6 protein-coding genes are annotated in these 23149 nt (G+C 75.1%); all 6 read left to right on the plus strand.

From position 1 onward, the window contains the following. Window positions 1-75 precede the first annotated feature (75 nt). The 6 genes from OG587_RS28885 to OG587_RS28910 all read left to right on the plus strand — a co-directional run bounded on the left by OG587_RS28885 (window position 76) and on the right by OG587_RS28910 (window position 23147). A complete protein-coding gene (locus OG587_RS28885; RefSeq protein ID WP_329080655.1) occupies window positions 76-14118 on the plus strand; it encodes an SDR family NAD(P)-dependent oxidoreductase in 14043 nt (4680 codons plus the stop codon). A 14-nt stretch (window positions 14119-14132) separates the two neighbouring features. After that, window positions 14133-17318 carry a type I polyketide synthase gene (locus OG587_RS28890; RefSeq protein WP_329080657.1) on the plus strand — a complete coding sequence of 1062 codons (3186 nt, stop codon included), beginning with the start codon at window positions 14133-14135 and terminating at the stop codon, window positions 17316-17318. Further along, entirely contained in the window at window positions 17315-19270 is a 1956-nt protein-coding gene (locus OG587_RS28895; protein WP_329080659.1) for an HAD-IIIC family phosphatase, read from the plus strand. Before OG587_RS28890 ends, OG587_RS28895 begins: the two co-directional genes overlap by 4 nt. Window positions 19271-19346: 76 nt before the next feature. Continuing rightward, window positions 19347-20333: an LLM class flavin-dependent oxidoreductase gene (locus tag OG587_RS28900; protein WP_329080660.1), complete on the plus strand. Its 987-nt coding sequence runs from the start codon at window positions 19347-19349 to the stop codon at window positions 20331-20333. A 172-nt stretch (window positions 20334-20505) separates the two neighbouring features. After that, window positions 20506-22164 carry an ABC transporter substrate-binding protein gene (locus tag OG587_RS28905; RefSeq protein WP_329080662.1) on the plus strand — a complete coding sequence of 553 codons (1659 nt, stop codon included), beginning with the start codon at window positions 20506-20508 and terminating at the stop codon, window positions 22162-22164. Then, the gene (locus OG587_RS28910) at window positions 22149-23147 is read left to right on the plus strand and encodes an ABC transporter permease (protein WP_329080664.1); all 999 of its coding nucleotides are present in this window, start codon (window positions 22149-22151) and stop codon (window positions 23145-23147) included. Before OG587_RS28905 ends, OG587_RS28910 begins: the two co-directional genes overlap by 16 nt. The last annotated feature ends 2 nt before the right edge of the window (window positions 23148-23149 follow it).

A 23149-nucleotide genomic window follows, 5' to 3' on the forward strand; every position in this document is an offset into this window, starting at 1 on the left:
CACCCACGACACCGCACACCCACGGCCTCGTACGGCCACGCCGTCATGCCGTCACGAGCGAGAGTGAGGCAGCAGTTGAGCAGCAACGACCAGCAGGTGTCCCGGCCGATCGCGGTGATCGGAACAGCGTGCCGCCTCCCGGGGGCGCCGGACCCGCGCGCTTTCTGGCGGTTGCTCGACGAGGGGCGCGGCGCCGTCCGCGAGATCCCCGGACACCGGGACTCCTCCGCCGTCCTGGCCGGAATCGCCCGGGACAACCCGGGCGTCCGGTACGGCGGCTACCTCGATGACATCGGCGGGTTCGACGCCGGGTTCTTCGGCGTCTCACCGCGCGAGGCCGCGGCGATGGACCCGCAGCAGCGGCTTGTGCTGGAGCTGGCCTGGGAGGCGCTGGAGGACGCGGGCCTGGTCCCCGCCACGCTCTCGGGCAGCGCGACCGGCGTGTTCGTCGGCTCCATCGCCGACGAGTACGCCGCGCTGTCGCGCGCCTCGGCGATCGGGCGTCACACGCTCACGGGGACGACCAGGGGCATCATCGCCAACCGGGTGTCCTACGCCCTCGGCCTGCGGGGGCCGAGCATCGCGGTGGACACCGCCCAGTCGTCGTCGCTGGTCGCGGTGCACCTGGCCGTCGAGAGCCTGCGGCGCGGCGAGACCCGGCTCGCGCTCGCCGGCGGCGTGAATCTGATCGTGGACCCGGCCGGAACCGCCGCGGTCGCGCGTTTCGGCGGGCTGTCCCCTGACGGGCGCTGCCACACCTTCGACCGCCGGGCCAACGGCTACGTTCGCGGTGAGGGCGCCGGGTTGGTGCTGCTCAAGCCGCTGGACGCGGCGGTCGAGGACGGTGACCGCGTTTACGCGGTGCTGCTCGGGAGCGCCGTCAACAACGACGGCACGACCGACGGGCTCACCGTGCCGAGCGCGGAGGCGCAGGCCGAGGTGATCCGGAGGGCATGGGCGGCGGCCGAGGTGTCGCCGTCCGACGTGCAGTACGTCGAGCTGCACGGCACCGGCACGCGGGTCGGGGACCCGGTGGAGGCCAGGGCCCTCGACCTCGCCCGAAACGGGGGTCCGGTGCTGCACGTCGGCTCCGTCAAGACCAACATCGGGCACCTGGAGGGCGCGGCCGGGATCGCCGGCCTGCTGAAGACCGTTCTCAGCGTCGGCGAACGCCGGCTGCCCGCGAGCCTCAACTACTCCGAGCCGAACCCGGACATCGATCTGGACGCCTGGCGCCTGGCGGTACGCGATCGGGGCGGCGCCTGGCCACGGGAGAACGAGCGGCTCGTCGCCGGCGTCAGCTCCTTCGGTATGGGCGGGACCAACTGCCACATCGTGGTGGCCGAGGCTCCCGAGCCGTACGAACGTCCTGAGACGCCCGAATCTCCTCGGGAGCCGGACGCTCGCGCGCCGCGGACCCCCCTGGTGCTCAGCGCCAGGACCGAGCCCGCGCTGAGGGAGCAGGCGGCGCGGCTGCGGGACCTCATCGCGGAGCACGGCGAGATCCCCCCGGGGCTGCCGCGGAGCCTGGCCACCACGCGGACCGCGTTCGAGTGGCGCGCCGCCGTCACCGGTGACGCGCCGGCCGGACTGGACGCGCTGGCCGGCGGCCGTCCGGCGGCCGGGGTCGTGACGGGACGGTCCGGGACCGCGCCGGTCGCGGTGCTGTTCCCGGGGCAGGGCAGTCAGCGGCTCGGCATGGGACGCCGGGCGCACCGGGACTTCCCGGTCTGGCGGTCGGCGTTCGACGAGGTGGCCGCCGCCCTGGACGATCGGCTACCACGCCCGATCAAGGACGTCGTCTGGGCCGAGCCGGACAGCGCCGAGGCCCGGCTGCTCGACCGGACCGCCTTCACCCAGCCCGCGATCTTCGCGGTCGAGGTGGCGACCTTCCGCCTGCTGGCCTCCCTGGGCGTCGAACCGTCCTTCCTGGCCGGTCACTCCATCGGAGAGGTGGCCGCCGCACACGTCTCGGGCATCCTGGACCTGTCCTCCGCCGCGGAGCTGATCGTCGCCAGAGGCCGGCTCATGGAGTCGCTGCCCGCGGGCGGCGGCATGCTCGCCGTGGGCGCCGGGGAGGCGGACGTCGCCGAGCTGGTCGCCAGGGCCGGCGGGACCGCGGTGATCGCCGCGGTCAACGGCCCGGAGTCCGTGGTCGTCGCGGGGGAGACGCGCACGCTGGGGGAGGTCGCCGCGCTCGGTGCCGCGCGGGGCTACCGCACGCACCGGCTTTCGGTGAGCCACGCGTTCCACTCCCCGCTGATGGACCCGGTGCTCGACGACTTTCGGGAGGTGCTCGCCGGGATCCCGTTCGGCAGATCCCGGATCCCGTTCGTGTCCACCGTGACCGGTGAGCTCGTCGAGAGCACCGATCCGGAATACTGGGTGGAGCACGCCCGCCGGCCGGTGCGGTTCGCCGACGGGCTCGCCCGGCTTCGCGAGCTGGGTGCCGGGATCCTCGTGGAGGCGGGCCCCGGGGCGGCCCTGAGCGGTCTCGGCCGGGAGGCGGAGGGCGGGGCGGCGACGTTCGTGCCGGTCCTCGGCAGGCACGATGAGGTCGAGGTCGCCGTCGGGAGGCTGTTCACCGCCGGTGTGCCGCTGGACTGGGATGCGGTGTTCCCGCCCGGCGGTCCCCGCGTCGGCCTGCCCACCTACCCCTTCCAGCGTGAGCACCACTGGCTGGACGTCGGTCCCGTCCAGGGGCCGGCCGCCGTCGAGAACCCGGCTCCCGGCCGGGGATCCGTTCCCGCCGTTCCCGCCGTTCCCGCCGTTCCCGCCGGGACGGCCGGGACGGCCGGGACGGCCGACGTGGAGCGCCGCGTCCTCGACGAGGTGGCGGCGGTGCTGGGCTTCTCGGATCCGGCCCGCGTCGACCAGGACGCCACCTTCAAGGACCTGGGCCTGGACTCGCTGGGCCTGGTCGAGCTGCGCGACCGAGTCGGCGCCGCCCTGGATGTCGACCTGCCCGCCGCCACGCTGTTCGGCCATCCCACCACCGCCGCCCTGGTCCGGCACCTGACCGGCGGTACGGCCCCGGACGTCCCGGACGCACCGGCCGCCACGGGCGGTCACGGCGCCGATCCGGTGGTGATCGTGGGGATGGGGTGCCGGTTCCCGGGCGGGGTGGCCTCGCCGGAGGAGTTGTGGGAGCTGGTGTCGTCGGGGACCGACGCGATCGGGGAGTTTCCCGCGGATCGCGGCTGGGACCTGGAGACCCTTTACGACCCCGACCCCGAGCGTCCCGGCACCTCCTACACCCGGCACGGCGGTTTCCTGCGGGAGGCGGGTGGGTTCGACGCAGGGTTTTTCGGGATGAGTCCGCGGGAGGCGTTGGCCACCGATCCGCAGCAGCGGCTTTTGTTGCAGGTGGCGTGGGAGGCGCTGGAGCGGGCGGGCATTGATCCGCTGTCGTTGAAGGAGAGCGACACGGGCGTCTTCGTCGGCGCGACCGCGTCGGACTACACGCCCCGGCTCCACGAGGGCGACGGCGCCTCCGACGGCTACCTCCTCACCGGAGGCAGCATCAGTGTGGCGTCGGGGCGGATCGCGTATGTGCTGGGGTTGCGGGGTCCGGCGTTGACGGTGGACACGGCGTGTTCGTCGTCGTTGGTGGCGTTGGATCTGGCGGTGCGGTCGGTGCGGTCGGGGGAGTGTTCGCTGGCGTTGGCGGGTGGGGTGGCGGTGATGGCGTCGCCGGGGATGTTCGTGGAGTTCTCGCGTCAGCGGGGGTTGTCGGCCGATGGGCGGTGCCGGGCGTTTGGGGCGGGAGCCGATGGGACGGGGTGGGCCGAAGGCGTAGGCGTCGTGGCGGTTGAGCGGTTGTCGCGGGCGCGGGTGTTGGGGCATCGGGTTTTGGCGGTGGTGGCGGGGTCGGCGGTCAATCAGGACGGGGCGAGTAATGGGTTGACGGCGCCGAATGGGCGGGCGCAGGAGGAGGTGATCGCGCGGGCGTTGGCGGATGCGGGGGTGGGTCCGGGTGAGGTGGATGTGGTGGAGGCGCATGGGACGGGGACGCGGTTGGGGGATCCGATCGAGGCGCAGGCGTTGATCGCGGCGTATGGGCGGGGTCGGGAGGTGCCGTTGTGGTTGGGGTCGTTGAAGTCGAACATCGGTCATGCGCAGGCGGCGGCGGGTGTGGGTGGTGTGATCAAGATGGTGATGGCGTTGCGGCGGGGGGTGTTGCCGCGGACGTTGCATGTGGGGGAGGTGTCGCCGTTGGTGGGGTGGGACGGGTCGGGGGTGGAGTTGCTTCGTGATTCGGTGGGTTGGCCGGAGCGGGGTGGGGTGCGGCGGGCGGGGGTGTCGTCGTTCGGGGTCAGTGGCACCAACGCCCACGTCATCCTCGAACAGGCACCCGTGGACCCGGAGCTCGGGGACGTCCCGGACGGCGGAGGCCAGGTGCCGCTCGTCCTGTCGGCGAAGACCGCGACGGCGTTGCGGGCGCAGGCCGGGGCGCTCCACGACGCCCTCACCTCGGGCACGGCGCCCGAGCTGCGTGACATCGGCTTCACCCTCGCCCGGCGCCCCCGGTTCGAGCACCGGGCCGTCGTCGACGCCGACGCCGCGAACGCGGCGACCGCGCTGGCGGCGCTTCGCGACGGCGGGCGTCACCCCCGGGTCGAGGACGGACGCGCCCTTCCCGACCAGCGGCTCGCGTTCCTCTTCTCCGGGCAGGGCACCCAGCGGACCGGGATGGGCGCGGAGCTGCTGGAGACGTCCACACCCTACGCGGAGGCGTTCGACGAGATCTCCGCGTCGATGGAACCGCTCCTCCACGTCGGCCTGCGGGAACTGGTCACCGGCGACCCGGACCCGCTGCGGCGGACCCAACACGCCCAGCCGGCGCTGTTCGCCCTGGAAGTCGCCCTGTACCGGCTGGCCGAGTCCCACGGGCTGCGGCCGGACTTCCTGATCGGCCACTCCGTCGGCGAGCTCGCCGCCGCCCACGTCGCGGGCGTCCTCGGCCTGGCCGACGCCTGCGCGCTGGTCGCCGCGCGGGGCAGGCTGATGCAGTCCGCCCGGGAGGGCGGGACGATGGCCGCCTTCGCCGCCACCGAGGCCGAGGCCGTGGAGCTGGCCGCCACCTCGGACGGCAGGGTGGAGATCGCCGCCGTCAACGGCCCCGTGGCGACGGTGCTGTCCGGCGACGCGGACGAGATCGACCGCCTGGTCGGGCGATGGAGGGACGCCGGGCGCAAGGCCGCGCGGCTGAAGGTCGGTCACGCCTTCCACTCCGCGCACATGGACGGTGTCCTCGACGAGTTCCGCCGGGTGGTGTCCGGGCTGTCCTTCCACGCCCCCCGCGTCCCCGTCATCTCGACGGTGACCGGGGCGCTCGCCGGCGAGCGGGAGATGTCGGCGCCGGACTACTGGGTCGCGCAACTCCGCGGGACGGTGCGGTTCGCCGACGCGGTACGCGCGGCGCACCGGTCCGGGGTGACCCGGTTCGCCGAGCTGGGGCCGGACGGATCGCTCGCCGCGATGGCGCGGGAGAGCGCCGGCGGGGTGCTCGCCGTACCCCTGCTACGGCCCGGACGGCCGGAGGCGGCCACCTTCAGGACCGCGCTGGGCCGGTTGCACGCGGCGGGCGTACCGGTCGACTTCGGGCCGCTCCTGTCCGGTGGCCGGCTGGTGGACCTGCCCACCTACCCGTTCGAGACACGGCACTACTGGCTCCTGCCGGCCGAGGACGACGGGCGGCCCGCGACCTACGGGCTGGACGCCTCCCCGCATCCGCTGCTCACGGCCTCGACCGAGTTGCCGGACGGGGCGCGGCTGTTCACCGGTGCGCTGTCCGCGCGCAGGCAGCCGTGGCTGGCCGAGCACCGCGTCGACGGACGGGTGCTCGTCCCGGCCGCGGCGCTGGCCGAGCTGGCCCTGGCGATCGGCGCGAGCGCCGGCCGTCCGGCACTGGGCGACTTCGTGATGCACGCACCGCTGGAGCTGGACGGCACCGCGGAGACCCAGCTCCAGGTGAGCGTGTCCGCGGCCGGGGAACTCACCCTGCGCGGTCGCGCCGCGGGCGCCGGATGGACGTCCCATGTCACCGCGGTGCTCACCGACGGCGAGGTCACGCCCAGCCGCACGGCACTGCCCCTCGGGCGCGGAACCCGCCTCGACGCGGGCGGTCCCGAGGCGGCCTACCGGCTGCTGGCCGAGCACGGCTACGAGTACGGGCCGGCGTTCCAGGGACTGGGCGCGGCCTGGCTGGACGGGACGGACCTCTACGCCGAGGCGGAGCTCCCCGCGCCGCTCCGGGGGGAGGCCACCCGGTACGGCCTGCACCCGGCTCTGCTCGACGCCGTCCTGCACACGATCTCGCTGCACGGGATCGACGGGCCGCGGCGCGTCCCCTACGCCCTGGACGGCGTGCGGCTGCACGCCGCGCACGCGACCAGGGTGCGGGCACACCTGACCCCGGCGGCTCCGACGGACCCGGACACCTACCGGGTCGACCTTGTCGGCGACGACGGGCAGGCCGTGCTGACCGTGGAGCGGCTGCGGCTGCGCCCGCTGCCGTCCGCCGCGGGGCTGTACCGCCTCCGCTGGGAGGCCGTGGCACCACCGGCGCCCGCGGCCGGTGACTTCACGGTGGCCGGGTCCCTCCCCGAGCGGCTCGCGGGCACCGTGCTGCTCGCCCTCACAGCCGACGGCGACGACCCGTACGCCGAGGTGGAGGCGGCACGCCGGGCCGTCCGGCGGTGGCTGGCCGAGGCGGAAGGCGGAAGGCTGGTCTTCCTCACCCGCGGCCTCGCGGTCGACGACGGCGAGACGGCGCGGCCCTCGACCGCCGCGTTGTGGGGCCTGGTACGGGCGGCGCGGGCCGAGCACCCCGGCCGGTTTGCGCTGCTGGACCTCGGCGATGACGACGCCGCCGACCCCGCGCTGCTCGCGGCGATCGGGACCGAGCTGCCCGAGGCCGCGCTCCGCGACGGCGTGCCGCGGGTCCCCAGGCTGTCGCCCGAGCTGGAGCCCGAGCCCGGGGCCAAGACCGAGCCCGGAGCCGAGGTCCAGGTCGAGCCCGAGCCCGAGCCCGAGTCAGCGCCAGAGCCTGGCGCCGAGGTTGAGCCCGGGGCCGGGGCCGTGACGGGCGGAGCGGCCTGGCCGCGCAGCGCCGCGGGCGGCACCGTGCTGATCACCGGCGGCCTCGGCGCGCTCGGCCGCCGGATCGCGCGCCACCTCGTCACGCGGCACGGCGTGCGCGACCTCCTGCTGGTCAGCCGCCGTGGCGAGGGGCACCCCGACGCCGCCCGCGCCGAGGCCGAGCTGACCGGGCTCGGCGCCCGCGTCGCCATCCGGGCCTGCGACCCGTCCGACCGGGGCGCCCTCGCCGCTCTGCTGGCCGCTCTGGACACCCCGCTGACCGGTGTGGTGCACGCCGCGGGCGTCATCGAGGACGCGCCCATCGAACGGCTCTCCGCTGGCGCGCTCCGCCGGATGATCGAGGCCAAGGCCGTGGCCGCCGGCAACCTGGACGAGGCCACGCGCGACGCCGGCCTCGACGCGTTCGTACTGTTCGGATCGGTCGCCGGTGTCGTCGGCACCGCCGGGCAGGGCGGCTACTGCGCGGCCAACGCGGCCCTGGAGGCGATCACCCACCGGCGGCGGCTGTCCGGCGGGCACGGGGTGACCGTCCACTGGGGGCTGTGGGACATCGGCGCCGGCATGGGCGCCGAGCTCACCGACCGCGACGTCGCCAGGCTCGGCCGGGCGGGCATCAAGCCGATGAGCGAGGCCGACGGGACCGCGCTGTTCGACCGAGTCCTGCGGCTGGACACCGCCGCGGTGGTCGCGGCGCGCCTCGACCCGCGGGCGGCGGACCGGCACCGCGGGCCCGCGGCCGTACGGCGGGCGCCGGCACCGGACACGACGGACGCGCCGGTCACACCGGCGCCGAACACCTCCCACCTCGTGCTCGACGCGGTCGCGGCGGTGCTCGGGCACGCCGGCGGCGCGGAGGTCGACCCGGAACGCTCCTTCAGCGACCTCGGTTTCGACTCCCTGACGGCGGTGGAGCTGCGCAACCGGCTCAGCGACGAGCTCGGCGTCCGCCTGCCGGGGACGATCGTCTTCGACCACCCGAACCCGGTCGCCCTGGTCCGCTTCCTCGACGAGGCGACCGGCGCCGGGACGCGAGACGAGCCGCGGGAGCCGGCCGCGCCGGTCGCCGCCGCCGCCGACGATCCGCGCGAGTACGGCGGGTACCTGGGCACCGGCAGCGCCGGGAGCGTGGCGTCGGGCCGGATCGCCTACACCTACGGCCTGCAGGGGCCCGCGATCACCGTGGACACGGCCTGCTCGTCCTCGCTGGTGGCGCTCCACCTGGCGGAGCAGGCGCTGCGCGGCGGGGAGTGTGATCTCGCGCTGGTCGGCGGGGCCACGCTCATGGCGACGCCCGCGACCTTCGTGGAGTTCAGCCGCCAGCGCGGGCTCTCACCCGACGGACGGTGCCGCGCGTTCGCCGACGCCGCCGACGGGACGGGCTTCAGCGAGGGCGTCGGGCTGCTGCTGGTGGAACGGCTGTCGGACGCGCGGCGCAACGGGCATCCCGTGCTGGCAGTGGTCAAGGGATCGGCGGTGAACCAGGACGGCGCCAGCAACGGGCTCACCGCGCCCAACGGCCCCTCCCAGGAACGGGTGATCGAGGAGGCCCTGCGCGCCGCGGGCCTCTCCCCGGCCGACGTGGACGCGGTCGAGGCGCACGGCACCGGCACCACTCTGGGCGACCCGGTGGAGGCACAGGCGCTGCTCGCCACGTACGGGGCGGCGCGCGGGGACCGCCCGCCGCTCAGGCTGGGCTCGCTCAAGTCCAACATCGGGCACACCCAGGCGGCGGCCGGCGTCGGCGGGATCATCAAGATGGTCCTGGCGCTGGAGCACGGGACGCTGCCGCGCACGCTGCACGTCGACAGGCCGTCCCGCCACGTCGACTGGGACCGGGGCGGTGTCGCGCTGCTCACCGAGAACACCCCCTGGCTCGCGGGGGACCGTCCGCGGCGGTTCGGGGTCTCCGCCTTCGGCATGAGCGGGACCAACGCGCACGTCGTCATCGAGGAGCCGCCCGCGCCCGAGATCGCTCCCGCGCCGGAGCCCGAACCCTTCGAAGGCCCGGTCCCGCTGGTCCTGTCGGCCAGGTCGGCGCGCGCGCTCCGGGGCGAGGCGCGGCGGCTGCGCGCCTACCTGGAACGGTATCCGGAGGCCGCCCTGGCCGACGTCGCGGCGGCCCTGGTGACCACCAGGGCCGAGTTCGGCCACCGCGCGGTCGTCGTGGCCGGCGACCGCGAGGAGGCGCTGGCCGCCCTGGCCGACGTCGCGGACGGGGCGCCGTCGGCCTCGGCGGTGACCGGGCACGCGAGGGATCCGCGCGTGCCGGTCCTCCTCTACCCCGGCCAGGGCACGCAGTGGGAGGGCATGGCCCGCGCGCTGCTCGCCGAGTCCCCGGTCTTCGCCCGGCGGGTCGGCGAGTGCGCCGCGGCCCTCGACCCGGTGACCGGGTGGCCGCTGCTGGACGCCCTGCGCGGCGGCGCCGACCTGGGGCGCGTGGACGTGGTGCAGCCGGTCCTGTGGGCCGTGATGACCGGGCTGACCGCGCTCTGGGAGTCCTTCGGCGTACGGCCCGCCGCCGTCATCGGCCACTCGCAGGGCGAGATCGCCGCCGCGCTCACCGCGGGCGCGCTGTCGCTGGAGGAGGCGGCGGCGGTGGTGGCGCTGCGCAGCCGGGCCATCCGCACGATCGCGGGTGGCGGGGCGATGCTGTCGGTCGCGGCATCGCGGGAGCGGGTACGCGCGGTTCTTGAGGCACTCGGCGTCTCGGGGGACGCCGGGGACGCCGGGGACGCCGGGGACACGGTGTCGGTCGCCGCGCTCAACGGGCCGGCCTCGACCGTCGTCGCGGGCGAGGTCGGGGCGGTGCACCGCGTGCGGCGGGAGCTGGAGGAGCGGGGCGTGCGTGTGCGGCCGGTCGACGTGGACTACGCCTCCCACTCGCCCCAGGTCGAGGCGCTCGAGGCGGAGCTGCTGGAGATCCTGCCCCGGCCCGCGCCGGGCCGCACGTTCACCGTCGGCGTCTTCTCCACCGTCACCGGCGCGCGGATCGAGCCGGGTGACGGCACCGGCTTCGGGAGCCCCGGGTACTGGTACCGCAATCTGCGCCGGCCGGTGCTGCTGCAGGCCGCGGTGGAGGCGGCCGCCGCGGCCGGGCACGAGGTGTTCGTCGAGGTGAGCCCGCACCCCGTCGTCGGGATGGGGGTCCAGGAGATCCTGGAGGCCGTTCCCGGAGTCGAGCGGCCCGCCGTACTGGGCACGCTGCGCAGGGACGACGGAGGCATGGCACGGGTGCTCACGTCGGTGGCCGAGGCCTGGGTGAACGGCGTCCGGGTCGACTGGCCGGGGCACCTCGGCGAGCGCCGGGGACGGGTGCCGGTCCTGCCGACCTACGCCTTCGACCGGCACCGGTACTGGCTGGACGCGGCGGCGGCCGGTCGCGCACCCGCCGGGACCCCGGCGGGCACGCGACCGGTCGCGCACCCACTGCTGACCACGGTCGTGCGCGCGGCGTCCGAGGACGGCCTGCTGCTCTTCGGCCGGCTCTCCCTGGACGGCCAGCCGTGGCTGGGCGATCACGTGGTGGACGGCGCGGTCCTGGTCCCCGGCGCGGTCCTCGTCGAACTGGCGGGACACGCGGGGGAGCTGGCCGGTGCCGCGCGGGTGGACGAGCTGACCCTCCGGCGCCCGCTGGTGCTCGACGGTTCCGGCGCGGTCGAGATCCAGGTGACCGTGGGCCCGGCGGAGCGGGACGGCTTCCGCCCGGTCGGGATCCACGCCCGGCCCGCGGACACCGGCGATCCGCTGGGCGCGCCGTGGACGGTGCACGCCGTCGGCTCGCTCGCCCCGCTCCCCGGACCCGCCGCCCGGCCGGTTCCGGCCGTGTGGCCGCCGCCCGGCGCCGTGCCCGTCGACGTCGGCGGGCTGTACGAGGACCTGGCCGCCAGGGGCTACCACTACGGCCCGGCCTTCCGCGGCCTGCGCGGGGCGTGGCGGTCGGGGGAGGACGTCCTCGCGGAGGTGTTCCTGGAGGGCCCGCCCGGGTACCGCGTCGCGCCCACGCTGCTGGACGCCGCGCTGCACGCCGTCGGGCTCGCGGGCCTGTTCCCCGACGACGGCGCCGTACGGCTGCCCTTCGCCTGGCGCGGCTTCACCCGGTACGCCGACGCGCCCGCGGCGGTGCGGGTGCGCGTGCGCCGCACCGGGGACGACACGGTCGCGGTCGACCTGGCCACGGCCGAGGGCGACCCGGTGGCGGGCGTCGAGGCCGTGACGTTCCGCGTGGCCGACCCGGCGGACCTCACCGCGGCGGGCGCGGAGGACCCGCTGTACGAGCTCGCCTGGGAACCGGTGCGCCCCGGCGCCGGCGTGCCGCGCGAACGCGTGCGGATCCTCGGCGCCACCGGCGTCACCGGGGACGCCGGAGACACTGAGGAGGAGCTCGGCGCGGTGCTCGCGGCGCTGGACGCCGGGGAGCCCGCGCCCGAGGTGCTCGTCGTCCCGGCGGGCGGAGAGGCCGGGCCCGTGCCGGAGGCGGTCCGGGCCGCCCTGCTGCGGGTGCTCAGCACGCTCCGGCGGGGGCTGGCCGACGGCAGGCTGGCCGGCACGCTGTTCGTGGTGCGTACCCGCCACGCCGTGGAGGCGGTTCCGGGCGAGCGCGCCGGCGCGCTCGACGGCGCCGGCGTCTGGGGCCTGGTCCGCAGCGTGCAGGCCGAGGAACCCGGCCGGGTGGTCGTCGTGGACACCGAGACCGCCTCCACACCGCTCTCCGAGGTCCTGGACGCCGTGGCGTCCGGCGAGCCGCAGCTCGCGATCAGGGACGGCGGGCCACTGGTGCCCCGGCTCCGGCTCCGGCGGCGCGACCCGGTACCGTCCGGCGCGGCCAACTGGCGCCTGGAGGCGGCCGAGAGCGGGGTGGCCGACGACCTGGCGTACCGGCCCGTCGAGGACAGGCTCCTCGGCGCCGGGGAGGTCAGGGTCGCCGTCCGCGTCGCCGGTCTCAACTTCCGTGACGCGATGCTCGCCCTGGGCATGTACCCGGGCGCGGCGGATCTGGGCACCGAGGGCGCCGGGGTGGTGCTCGCGGTCGGGGACGACGTGACCGGTATCGAGCCGGGCGACCGGGTGATGGGCCTCATCCCCGGAGGAATCGGGCCGGAGGCCGTCACCGACCACCGTCTGCTGGTGCCCATCCCCACGGGGATGTCGTTCGCCCAGGCGGCGACCGTGCCCGCGGTGTTCCTCACCGCCTACTACGCCCTGCGCGACCTCGCCGGCGCCCGCCCGGGGGAGTGGCTCCTGGTCCACTCCGCCGCCGGTGGCGTCGGCGGGGCGGCGATCCAGCTGGCGCGCCACTGGGGGCTGACCGTGTTCGGCACCGCGAGCCCCGCCAAGTGGCCCGCGCTCGAAGGAGCGGGGCTGCCCCCCGGCAGGATCGCCGGCTCCCGCGACCTGTCCTTCGCCGACGCGGTGCGGGCGGCGACCGGCGGGCGCGGCGTGGACGTCGTGCTGAACTCGCTGGCCCGCGAGTTCGTGGACGCCTCGCTCGAACTGCTCGCGCCCGGCGGGCGGTTCGTCGAGATGGGCAAGACGGACGTACGAGACCCCGATGAGGTCCGCGCCCGGCACGGCGTGCACTACCGGGCGTTCGACCTGGCCGAGGCGGGGCCGGACCGGATCGGCCGGATGCTCGCCGAGCTCGCGGGCCTGTTCGAGGGCGGGATCCTGACGCCGCTCCCGGTCACCTCCTGGGACGCCGGGCGGGCGCCGGACGCCGTCCGCCACCTCGGCCTCGCCCGGCACGTGGGCAAGGTGGCGCTCAGGATTCCCCGGCCGATCCGCGCCGACGGCACGGTCCTGGTCACCGGCGCGACCGGCGGCGTGGGCAGGCTCGTCGCACTGCACCTGGCCGGGGAACACGGCGCCCGGCACCTGCTGCTGCTGAGCAGGCGGGGCGCTCGGGCGGAGGGCGCCGGACGGCTCCGCGAGGAGCTCGAAGGGCTCGGCGCGAAGGTGACGATCGCCGCCGCGGACGTGGCGGACGCCGGCGCGCTGGCACGCGTGCTCGCGGACGTCCCGGACGAGCACCCCCTGACGGCCGTGGTGCACGCGGCCGGGGTCCTGGACGACGCGACGCTCGCCAACCTCGTCCCGGAACGGCTCGACGCGGTACTGCGGCCCAAGGTGGACGGCGCCTGGAACCTGCACGAGCTCACCAGGGACCTCGACCTCGCCGCGTTCGTGCTGTTCTCCTCCGCGGCCGGGATCGTGGGCAGCGCCGGGCAGTCGGCCTACGCGGCGGCCAACGTCTTCCTCGACGCCCTCGCCGCGGCCAGGACCCGCGAGGGGCTGCCCGCCACCTCGATCGCCTGGGGACTGTGGCGGTCCGAGAGCGCCATGACCGGTTCGCTCTCCGCCGTCGACCGGGCCAGGATGGCGCGGTCCGGGCTGCTGCCGCTGTCACCGGGACGTGGCCTGGCGCTGCTGGACGCGGCGATGGCGGCGGCGGAGCCGTCGCTGGCCGCGGTCCGGCTGGACCTCGCGAGGCTGGCGGAGATCCCCGATCCGGCCCCGCCGTTGCGAGCCCTGGTACGCGGTCGCGCACTCCCGGCCAAGGCCGGCGACGACCCCTCCGGGGCCGGGCCCGCGCTGCCGCGGATGCTCGCCGACACCGAGCCGGCGCGCCGCGCGGAGCTGATGACCGCGACGGTCTTCCAGTACGTGGAGGCGGTCCTCGGGCGGGCTCCCGGGGACGCCGGGGACGCCGGGGACGCCGGGGACGCAGCCGAGGAGGGCCGCAGCTTCAAGGAGCTCGGCTTCGACTCGCTGACCGCGGTCGAGCTGCGCAACCGGCTCGGCAAGGCCACCGGGCTGCGGCTCCCCGCGACCGTCGTGTTCGACCATCCGACCCCGGCCGCGCTGGCCGACCATCTGCTCGGCCGGCTAGCCCCGGGCGATCCGGGACCGGGCGATCCGGGACCGGGCGATCCGGGACCGGGCGGGCAGGCGGCCGAGGAGGTCCCGGCGACCGCCGAGGAGCTGTTCCGGTTCATCGACTCCGAGCTTCGATCCTAGGGACGGCGGACGGCATGACTGACGAGAAGAAGCTGGTCGAGTACCTCCGGTGGACGACCGGCGAGCTCGCCCGGGTGAAGAGGGAGCTGGCCGCCCTGTCGAGCCCGGACCCGGTGGCCGTGGTCGCGATGGCCTGCCGCTACCCGGGCGGGGTGCGCTCGCCCGAGGACCTGTGGCGGGTGCTCGCCGACGGTGTCGACACCGTCGGCGAGCCGCCGGAGGACCGCGGCTGGGACCCGGCCCTGCGGGAGCGGGCGAGGGCCGGCGGCTTCCTGGACGACGCGGCCGGATTCGACGCCGCCTTCTTCGGGATCTCCCCCAGGGAGGCCGTGGCGATGGACCCGCAGCACCGGCAGCTGCTGGAGGTCTCCTGGGAGGCCCTGGAGCGCGCCGGGATCGTCCCGCGGTCGCTGCGGGGCAGCCGGACCGGGGTGTTCACCGGCGTGATCTACCAGGACTACGCGCCCGCGATCGACGACGTGCCCCCCGAGCTCGACGGGTACCTCATGACAGGCAACGCGGCGAGTGTGGCGTCCGGGCGGGTGGCGTACACCCTGGGCTTCGAGGGGCCCGCGATCAGCGTCGACACCGCCTGCTCGTCCTCGCTCGTGGCGATCCACCTGGCCGCCGACTCGCTGCGCCGGTCCGAGTGCGACCTCGCGCTCGCCGGCGGGGTGACGGTGATGGCCACGCCCCGGGTCTTCGTGGAGTTCGCCCTCCAGGGTGGGCTCGCCGCGGACGGCCGCTGCAAGGCGTTCGCCGACGCGGCCGACGGCACCGGCTTCGGCGAGGGCGTGGGGGTGCTGGTGCTGGAGCGGCTCGGGGACGCTCTGCGCAACGGGCACCCCGTCCTGGCGGTGATCCGCGGCTCGGCGATCAACTCCGACGGGGCCAGCAACGGGCTCACCGCACCGAGCGGGACCGCCCAGGAGAAGGTGATCGAGGCGGCTCTGCGCGGCGCGGGGCTGTCCCCGGCCGACGTGGACGCGGTCGAGGCGCACGGGACCGGTACCGCTCTCGGGGATCCGATCGAGGCGGGCGCCCTGATCGCGGCCTACGGCGCCGCCGACCGCCGGCGACCGCTGTGGCTCGGTTCGGTCAAGTCGAACCTGGGGCACACGCAGGCCGCCGCGGGGGTCGCCGGTGTGATCAAGATGGTGCAGGCGCTGCGGCACGGCGTGCTGCCGGCGACGCTGCACGTGGCGGACCGGTCCGCGCTGGTCGACTGGGCCGGCGGCGGGGTGGAGCCGCTGGAGCGCTCCCGCCCCTGGCCGCGCGGCGACCGGCCGCGCCGGGCCGGCGTCTCCTCGTTCGGGATCAGCGGGACCAACGCGCACCTCGTCGTCGAGGAGGCGCCGGACGCCGGGACGGGATCGCCGGACGCCGGGACGGGAACCTCGGACTCCGGGACGGGATCGCCGGGCTCCGGAGCGGGAACCTCGGACTCCGGGGCGGGATCGCCGGGCTCCGGGGCGGTGGCGGGGAACGCGCCGGTGGCCGTTTCCTGGGTCCTGTCAGGGAAGACGCCCGAGGCGGTGCGCGCGCAGGCCGCCCGGCTGCGTGACCTCCTGCGCTCCGGGCCGGAGGTCGATCCCGCCGCTGTGGCCCGCACCCTGGTGGGGCGGCGGTCGGAGTTCAGGTACCGGGCGGTGGCGCTCGGCTCCGGCGCCGCTGAACTCGCCCGCGAGCTGGACGCGCTCGCCGGGCCGTCCAGCCCGATCGCCACGGCGGGCCCGGCGCCGAAGGTGGCGTTCGTGTTCAGCGGCCAGGGGACCCAGCGGGCGCGGATGGGACGCGAGCTGTACGAACGGTTCCCGGTCTACGCCGAGGCGTTCGACACCGCCTGCGCCGCGCTGGACCGGGCCAGGAAACTCCACCACGCCGAGGGCCCGCCCCTGGGCGAGGTGGTGTCCGCCCCGGCCGACGGTCCGCTGGGAGGACTGCTGCGGCGCACCGAGTTCGCCCAGCCCGCGCTGTTCGCCACCCAGCTCGCGCTCTGCCGGCTCGCCGAGCACCTGGGCCTGGTCGCCCACGCGCTGCTCGGCCACTCCATCGGCGAGCTCACCGCGGCGCACGTCGCCGGGGTGCTCTCACTGGACGAGGCCGCGCGCCTGGTCGTGGTACGGGCACTGGCGATGCAGTCGGCGCCGGAAGGCGGGGGCATGGTGTCGCTGCGGGCCACCGAGGAGGAGGTACGGGTCTCCCTTGCGGACCTGGGCGGACGGGTGTCCGTGGCCGCGGTCAACGGGCCGCGGTCGACCGTGGTCTCCGGCGACGCCGACGCGGTGCGGGAACTGGCCGCCCGGTGGCGCTCGCGGGGAGCGCGCACGAAGGCGCTCGCGGTCGGCCAGGCCTTCCACTCGCCGCACATGGACCCCGCGCTGCCCCGGCTGGTGGAGGCGGCGGCGGAACTGGCCGTCGGCGAACCCGCGACGATCCTGGTCTCCAACGGGACGGGCCGGGTGGTGACGAGGGACGAACTGGCCGCACCGGACTACTGGGCCGCCCAGATGCGCGGCACGGTCCGCTTCCACGACGGCGTGCTCACCCTGCGGGGCCTCGGCGTCGACACCTTCGTCGAGATCGGGCCCGACACCACGATGACCGGCATGATCGCGGACTGCCTGGCCGGGGAGCGAGACGGCGCGGCGGCGATCCCGCTGGTGCGGAACCCCGCGGCGGAGGCCCGATCGGTACTGCGCGGCGTCGCGCAGGCCCATGCGCGCGGTGTGCGGGTCGACTGGGAGAAGGTGCTCGGCGAGGGATCGGCCGCCGACCCGGCCACCGTGCCGACCTACCCGTTCCGGCACGAACGCTACTGGCTCATCCCGCCGAGAAGGCACGGGCAGGACCGGCCGCCGTACGGGCTCCCGGTGACGCCGTTCGAAGGTGCGGCCGCCTCGCCGCTGCTCGACCTGCCCGAGGGCGAGCGCCACGACCTCCTGGCGTCGTTGGTGCTGACGGCGGTGGCCGACGCGCTCGGGCACTCCCACGGCACGATCGACCCGGCGGACGACCTGACCCAGATCGGCATCACCTCGTTCGGCGCGCTGGAGATCGCCGCCCGGCTCTCCCGGGAGATCGGCGTCGACGTGCGGGTAGGGCTGGTGCTCGACCACGGCACCGCCCGCGAACTCGCGTTCCGGCTGGAGGAACTGCTCGGCCCGGAGCACGCGCCGGCACTGCTGGAGAAGAGATGACCATGAAAAGCGCCGAGGCGCGCGCGTGCCTGCGCTCGCTGCACCGCGAGGGGGCGCTCGCGGCGCGCTACGACGAGGTCGCGGCACTGCTGGCCGCGATGGACGAGGAGGACGCCGCCCGGTCGGCGCGGCTGCTGGACCGGGTCGACGTGGAGGCCGCCCGCGGACACCACCCCGGGCTCCCGTTCGCGAGCGTGACCATCACCGGGTACGGCACGCTCGGCACGCTGCGCACCGCGCTCACCGGCGAGCTGGCCCGCCACGGGTATCTGCCCGACGTCCGGCTCGCGGACTTCGGCTCGTACGCGTTCGAGCTCGGTGATCCCGGCAGCGCGCTGTACGCCGGGCGGCCCGACGTGACCGTCTGCGTGCTCGACCACGCGGCCGTGTTCGACGAGGTCGGTGTGCCGTTCACGGTGGACGACGTGGAGCGCGTGCTGGAGGGGAAGCTGGCGCTGTGGCGGCGGCTGGCGGCGCAGTTCGGCGAGAGCGGGTCCGGCACGCTCGTGCTCAACACCGTCCCGCTGCCCCGGGTGTGGCAGGCGCAGTTGCTGGACTACCCGTCCAGGGCGCGGCTCGGCGCGGTCTGGCGGCGGGCCAACGCCGAGTTGCTGGCGTTCGGCGAGTCGGTGGACGCGGTCGTGGTGATGGACCTCGACCCGCTGCTGACGACGCCGGTCGAGCTGTCCGATCCGCGTTTCGAGGTCTACGCCCGCGCGCACCTGTCGGACGCCCTGCTCGGCGCGTACGCGCGCGAACTGGTCCACCTGGTGCGGGCCCGGACGGGCCGCGCCAGGAAGGTGCTGGCCGTCGACCTCGACCAGACGCTGTGGGGCGGTGTCCTGGGTGACGACGGGGTGGAGGGCATCGAGGTGGCCCACGGCCGGTGGGGGGAGGCCTTCCGCCGGTTCCAGGGTGTGGTGGCGCAGCTGCAGTCGCAGGGCGTCCTGCTGGCCGCGGTGAGCAAGAACGACCACGACACCGTGCTCGCCGCGCTGCGGGAGCACCCCGACATGGTGGTGCGCGAGGACGCCTTCGTCCGGATCCTCGCCAACTGGCAGCCGAAACCGGCGAACCTGCGCGTCCTGGTGCGGGAGCTGAACCTCGGCGGGGACAGCGTGGTGTTCGCCGACGACAGCGTCCACGAATGCGCCGCGGTCGCGGCGGAGCTGCCGGAGACCGCGGTGATCCACCTGGACGGCGACCCGGCGCTGCACGCGACCCGGCTGCTGGCCGACGGCTGGTTCACCACGAACCAGGTGACCACGGAGGATCGCGTTTGGACGCGGCGCTACCACGAGGAGGCGGCGCGGTCGGAGTTCCTGTCCGCGGCGGGGTCGGCCGAGGAGTTCCTGCGCGGGCTGGGGGTGTCCGTACGGCTGGCGCCCGCCACCGGCGCCGACGTCGCGAGGCTGTCGCAGATCACCCTGCGCACCAACCAGTTCAACCTCACCACGGAACGCCTGTCCCCGGAGGCGGTGCGTGAGCGGGCGGAGCGGCCAGGCTCGCGGGTGCTGACGCTGTCGGCGGCCGACCGGTTCGGGAGCAACGGGATCGTCGGAGCGGTCTTCCTGCGGGCGCTGCCGGACGGGTTGCTGATCGAGAACCTCCTGCTGAGCTGCCGGGTGTTCGCCCGGGGGATCGAGCAGGCGTGCCTGGCCGCGGTGCTCGACCAGGCGCGCGCCGCGGGCTTTCCCGCGGTGCGCGGTCACTACGTGGCGAGCGCGAAGAACGCCAAGGTGGCGGATTTCTACCCGCACTACGGATTCACCGTGACGGAGACGACGCCGCGGCGGTCGCGGTACGAGCACGACCTCGGCGAGATCGTCGGCGTGCCGGGCCATCTCACGCTGGAGGTCGCGGGCCGGGTGGTGCCGGACCGGCGGGGGCCCGGCGGGGGCGGCGGGGGCGGCGGGGGCGGCGGGGGCACGGAATCGGCGTTGACAAGCTGAGGCATCCTCGATTTAACTTGCGGACATAACGTGAGGAAGCCTCCGCATGTGCGCGAACAGGATGAAGGAGAGGACATTGCCCGAAGGAATCACGGTCTCGGTGCACGACACCGCGCCGGTCTGGCGCGGCGACACGGCGGGTGACGCGCTGCGCCGTTCGATCGACCTGGCCAAGGCCGTGGAGGCACTCGGTTACCGGCGCTACTGGGTGGCCGAACACCACAACACGCCGGCGCTGGCGGCGTCGAGCCCGGCGGTGCTCGCCGGGCCCATCCTGGAGGCGACCTCCAGCATCCGGGTCGGCTCGGGCGCGGTGCTGCTGCCGAACCACTCGCCCCTGGTGATCGCCGAGCAGTTCGGGGTCCTGGCCGGTCTCTACCCCGGCCGGGTCGACCTGGGACTCGGGCGCGCCCCGGGCGGCTCGGGCGAGATCACGGCCCGCATCGCCGACCCGCGCCGGCTGGACTTCGGCGACGCGCTGAACGAGCTGCGCGAGTACTTCGCCGGAGGCAGCGGCGGCGTGCGGGCGATCCCGGAGCCGGCGATCCCGCCAGAGCTGTGGATGGTGGGCTCCAGCGCCGGCAGCGCCGCCTACGCGGGCCGGTTGGGCCTGCCCTACGTCTACGCGCACGCGATCGTGGGGGGCGGCGCCCCCGAGGCGCTCGACGCCTACCGCCGGGCCTTCCGGCCCTCGCCGCAACTGCCCGAACCGCACGCGTGCGTGGCGGTGATCGTCGTCGCCGCCGACACCGACGAGCGGGCGTACCGGCTGGCCGCCTCCTTCGTGTTCGGCCAGATCCTGATGCGCACCGTGGACCCGGGCACCGTGCTCCCCACCGAGGAGGAGACGGCGGCGCACACGTTCACCCCGCAGGAGGAGCGCTTCCTGCGCGAGCGGATCGACCCGCAGTTCGTCGGCTCCCCGGACCGGATCACCCCCCGCCTGGCCGGGCTGCTGCGGCAGACCCGCGCCGACGAGCTGTTCGTGCTCACCCAGGTGCCCGACCACGGTGCCCGGATCCGCTCGTACGAGTTGCTCGCCAAGATCGTCTCATCCCTGTAGGTCCGCACGGGCCGGTGCGCCCCAGCACCGGCCGGCAGTGCCCTCGCCTGCCCTCACCTGTCCTCGCCTGTCCTCACCCGCGTTCAGTCCGGCTTTAGAACCGCCGAGCACTGTGTGTCCAGCCGGAGAACCGCCTCCGGGGTGAGCCGACGTCTGAGCGATGAGGATGAGGATGGGTGCTGCTACGAGGTCCCGGTCACGCAAGCCTGCCACCACGGCAGGGGCCGCCGCGTTGACGCTGGCACTGGCCACCGCATGCTCCGCCGGCGCGGACGGCGCCACGACGGGGGGCGCGAGCGCCGGCGGGGAGCCCGGGAGCGGCGGCACACTGCGCCTGGCCGTCGAGAAGGAACCGGAGTGCCTGGACCCGCACCAGAGCCCCACCGAGTCCGCCCGTGCGCTCACCCGGCCGATCCTGGACTCGCTGGTCCACCAGGACGCGCAGGGGAGCATCCGTCCCTGGCTGGCCACGAGCTGGAAGGTCTCGCCGGACCGGCTGGCCTACACCTTCGAACTCCGCCAGGGCGTGACGTTCACCGACGGGGAGAGGTTCGACGCCCAGGCGGTGGTCGACAACCTCGACCACGTGGTGGACCCGAAGACGAAGTCGCTGCTCGCCGGCAGCCTGCTCGCGGCCTACCGGTCGGCCAAGGCCGCCGGCCCCTCCACGGTCGAGGTCAGGCTCAAGCGGCCCGACTCGGGATTCCTCGGCGCGCTGGCCCTGCCCAACCTGGGCATCCAATCCCCCCGCACGCTCAAGGGCTCCCCCTCCACGCTGTGCGCGAAGATCGTCGGAACCGGCCCGTTCCGCAGTGACACGGGGTTCGTGCCGCAGAAGGGCATCGACTACGTCAGGAACACCTCCTACAACTCGGCGCCGGAGGGGCGCCAGGGCCAGGCGCGGCTGGACCGGATCGAGGTCAAGGTCGTGCCGGACAACGCGGCCCGGCTGGGCGCCCTCACCAGCGGCCAGGTCGACGCGGTCACCGCGCTGTCGCCGACGAGCCTCAACACCGTCAAGAACCTGCCCGGGTTCACGCTGCACTCGACGCCCTACCCCGGGATCAACTACAGCTACTGGCCGAACACCGCGAACGGCCCGCTCAGCGACGTGAACGTGCGCAGAGCGCTGCGCGCCGGCATCGACTGGGGACAGATCGTGAAGAACGTCTACTTCGGGGTGTACAAGGGGGCCCAGGGCGTGCTCTCGGCCAGTACGCCCGGCTACGACGGCTCGCTGGCCCAGGCGTACGCCCACGACCCGGCCGGCGCGGCGCGGCTGCTCGACCAGGCCGGTTGGACCGGGCGCGACGAGGCCGGATACCGGACGAAGGACGGCAGGCGGCTGACCCTGCGCCACATGTGGTCCGACGGATCCGTGGCCAACCTCGCCACGCAGATCCAGTCCGCGGCCAAGCAGCTCGGCGTCGAACTGGTCGAGGAGAACCTCGACGGCGGGACCTTCGTCAAACGCCTGCTGGCCGGTGACTACGAACTGATCGACACCAGCTTCACCGCCCCCGGCCCGGACGTGCTGCGCGTCCTGTTCGGCGCGGACAACATCCCCACGCCCGAGCGCGGGATCAGCAACAACATGGCACGCTACGACAACCCGGCGGTGGAGGCCGGTTTCCGGCGCGCGCTCGACGCCAAGGACCAGGCCGAGCAGCACCGCGCCTACGCCGAGGTGCAGAAGCTCATCACCGAGGACGCCGCGGTCCTGCCCGTCTACTCACCCCTGTCCACGGTGACCGTGCGCGACGGCGTCCGGGAGATCGGCTTCAACGCCGACGGCACGCCCGACCTGTACGGCGCATGGCTGGCGTCCTGAAGGCGCCCGTGGCCGAGGCGGTGGCCGTGGACCCTCCTCCACGCCGCCGCACCGGCCCGGCGCGTCTCGTGCTGGTGCGCGTGGCCGCCTCGGCCGCCGTGCTGTGGGGAGCGGTCACGGCGACGTTCCTGCTGCTGCGGGTGATGCCGGGCGGCACCGCCGACGTGCTGCTCGCCAGGTCCGCCGTGACCCCGGAGGTGCGCGCCCGGATCATCGCCGACTACCGGCTCGACGACCCGCTCGCGACGCAGTACCTGGCCTACCTCGGCAGGATCGCGCAGGGTGAGTTCGGCGAGTCGTACGTGCTGCGCAGGCCGGTGTGGGACGCGATCGGATCCCAGCTCCCCCACACCCTGCTGCTGGTCCTGGCGACCCTGCTGGTCACGCTGGTCGCCTCCGTCCTGCTCGCGGTGGTGAGCGCGAACCGCCGGTGGTGGGTGCGGTCGTCGTTCTCCGCGGCCGAGTCGCTGGTGGTGGCGCTGCCGCCCTTCTGGCTCGGACTGCTGCTGCTCACGGTGTTCTCCTTCAACCTGCACTGGTTCCCGGCCATCGGGTCCTCCTCCCTCTCCGGCCTCGTGCTGCCGACCGCCGCGCTGGCCGCCGGGCCGGTCGCGGTGATGACGGGGGTGCTGCGGGACGGGCTGCTGCGCGCGCTGGAGGAGCCGTTCGTGGTGACCGCCCGCACGCGGGGCATCGGCGAGCTCGCGCTGCGCCTGCGGCACGTGCTGCGGCACGCGCTGCTGCCCGCCACCACGCTCCTGGGCTGGATCGCCGGCTCGCTCATCGGGGGCGCGGTGATCATCGAGATCGTCTTCTCCCGGCAGGGGATCGGCCGGCTGGTGCTGTTCGCGGTGGAGAACAAGGACATGCCCGTGGTGATCGCGATCGTGCTGCTCACCGCGGTCGTGTTCGTGCTGGTCAACATCGTGGTCGACATCCTCGTCTGGATGATCGACCCCAGGACGCGAGAGGCGGGGAGCTAGCC

Origin of the sequence: Streptosporangium sp. NBC_01469, assembly GCF_036227305.1 — a bacterium.
Classification (GTDB): Bacteria; Actinomycetota; Actinomycetes; order Streptosporangiales; family Streptosporangiaceae; genus Streptosporangium.

Excerpts from the sequence above, each read along its gene's own strand:
- OG587_RS28895 (WP_329080659.1), top strand. The coding sequence starts at position 17,315 with ATGACCATGAAAAGCGCCGAGGCGCGCGCGTGCCTGCGCTCGCTGCAC.
- OG587_RS28905 (WP_329080662.1), top strand. The coding sequence starts at position 20,506 with ATGGGTGCTGCTACGAGGTCCCGGTCACGCAAGCCTGCCACCACGGCA.
- OG587_RS28890 (WP_329080657.1), top strand. The coding sequence starts at position 14,133 with ATGACTGACGAGAAGAAGCTGGTCGAGTACCTCCGGTGGACGACCGGC.
- OG587_RS28910 (WP_329080664.1), top strand. The coding sequence starts at position 22,149 with ATGGCTGGCGTCCTGAAGGCGCCCGTGGCCGAGGCGGTGGCCGTGGAC.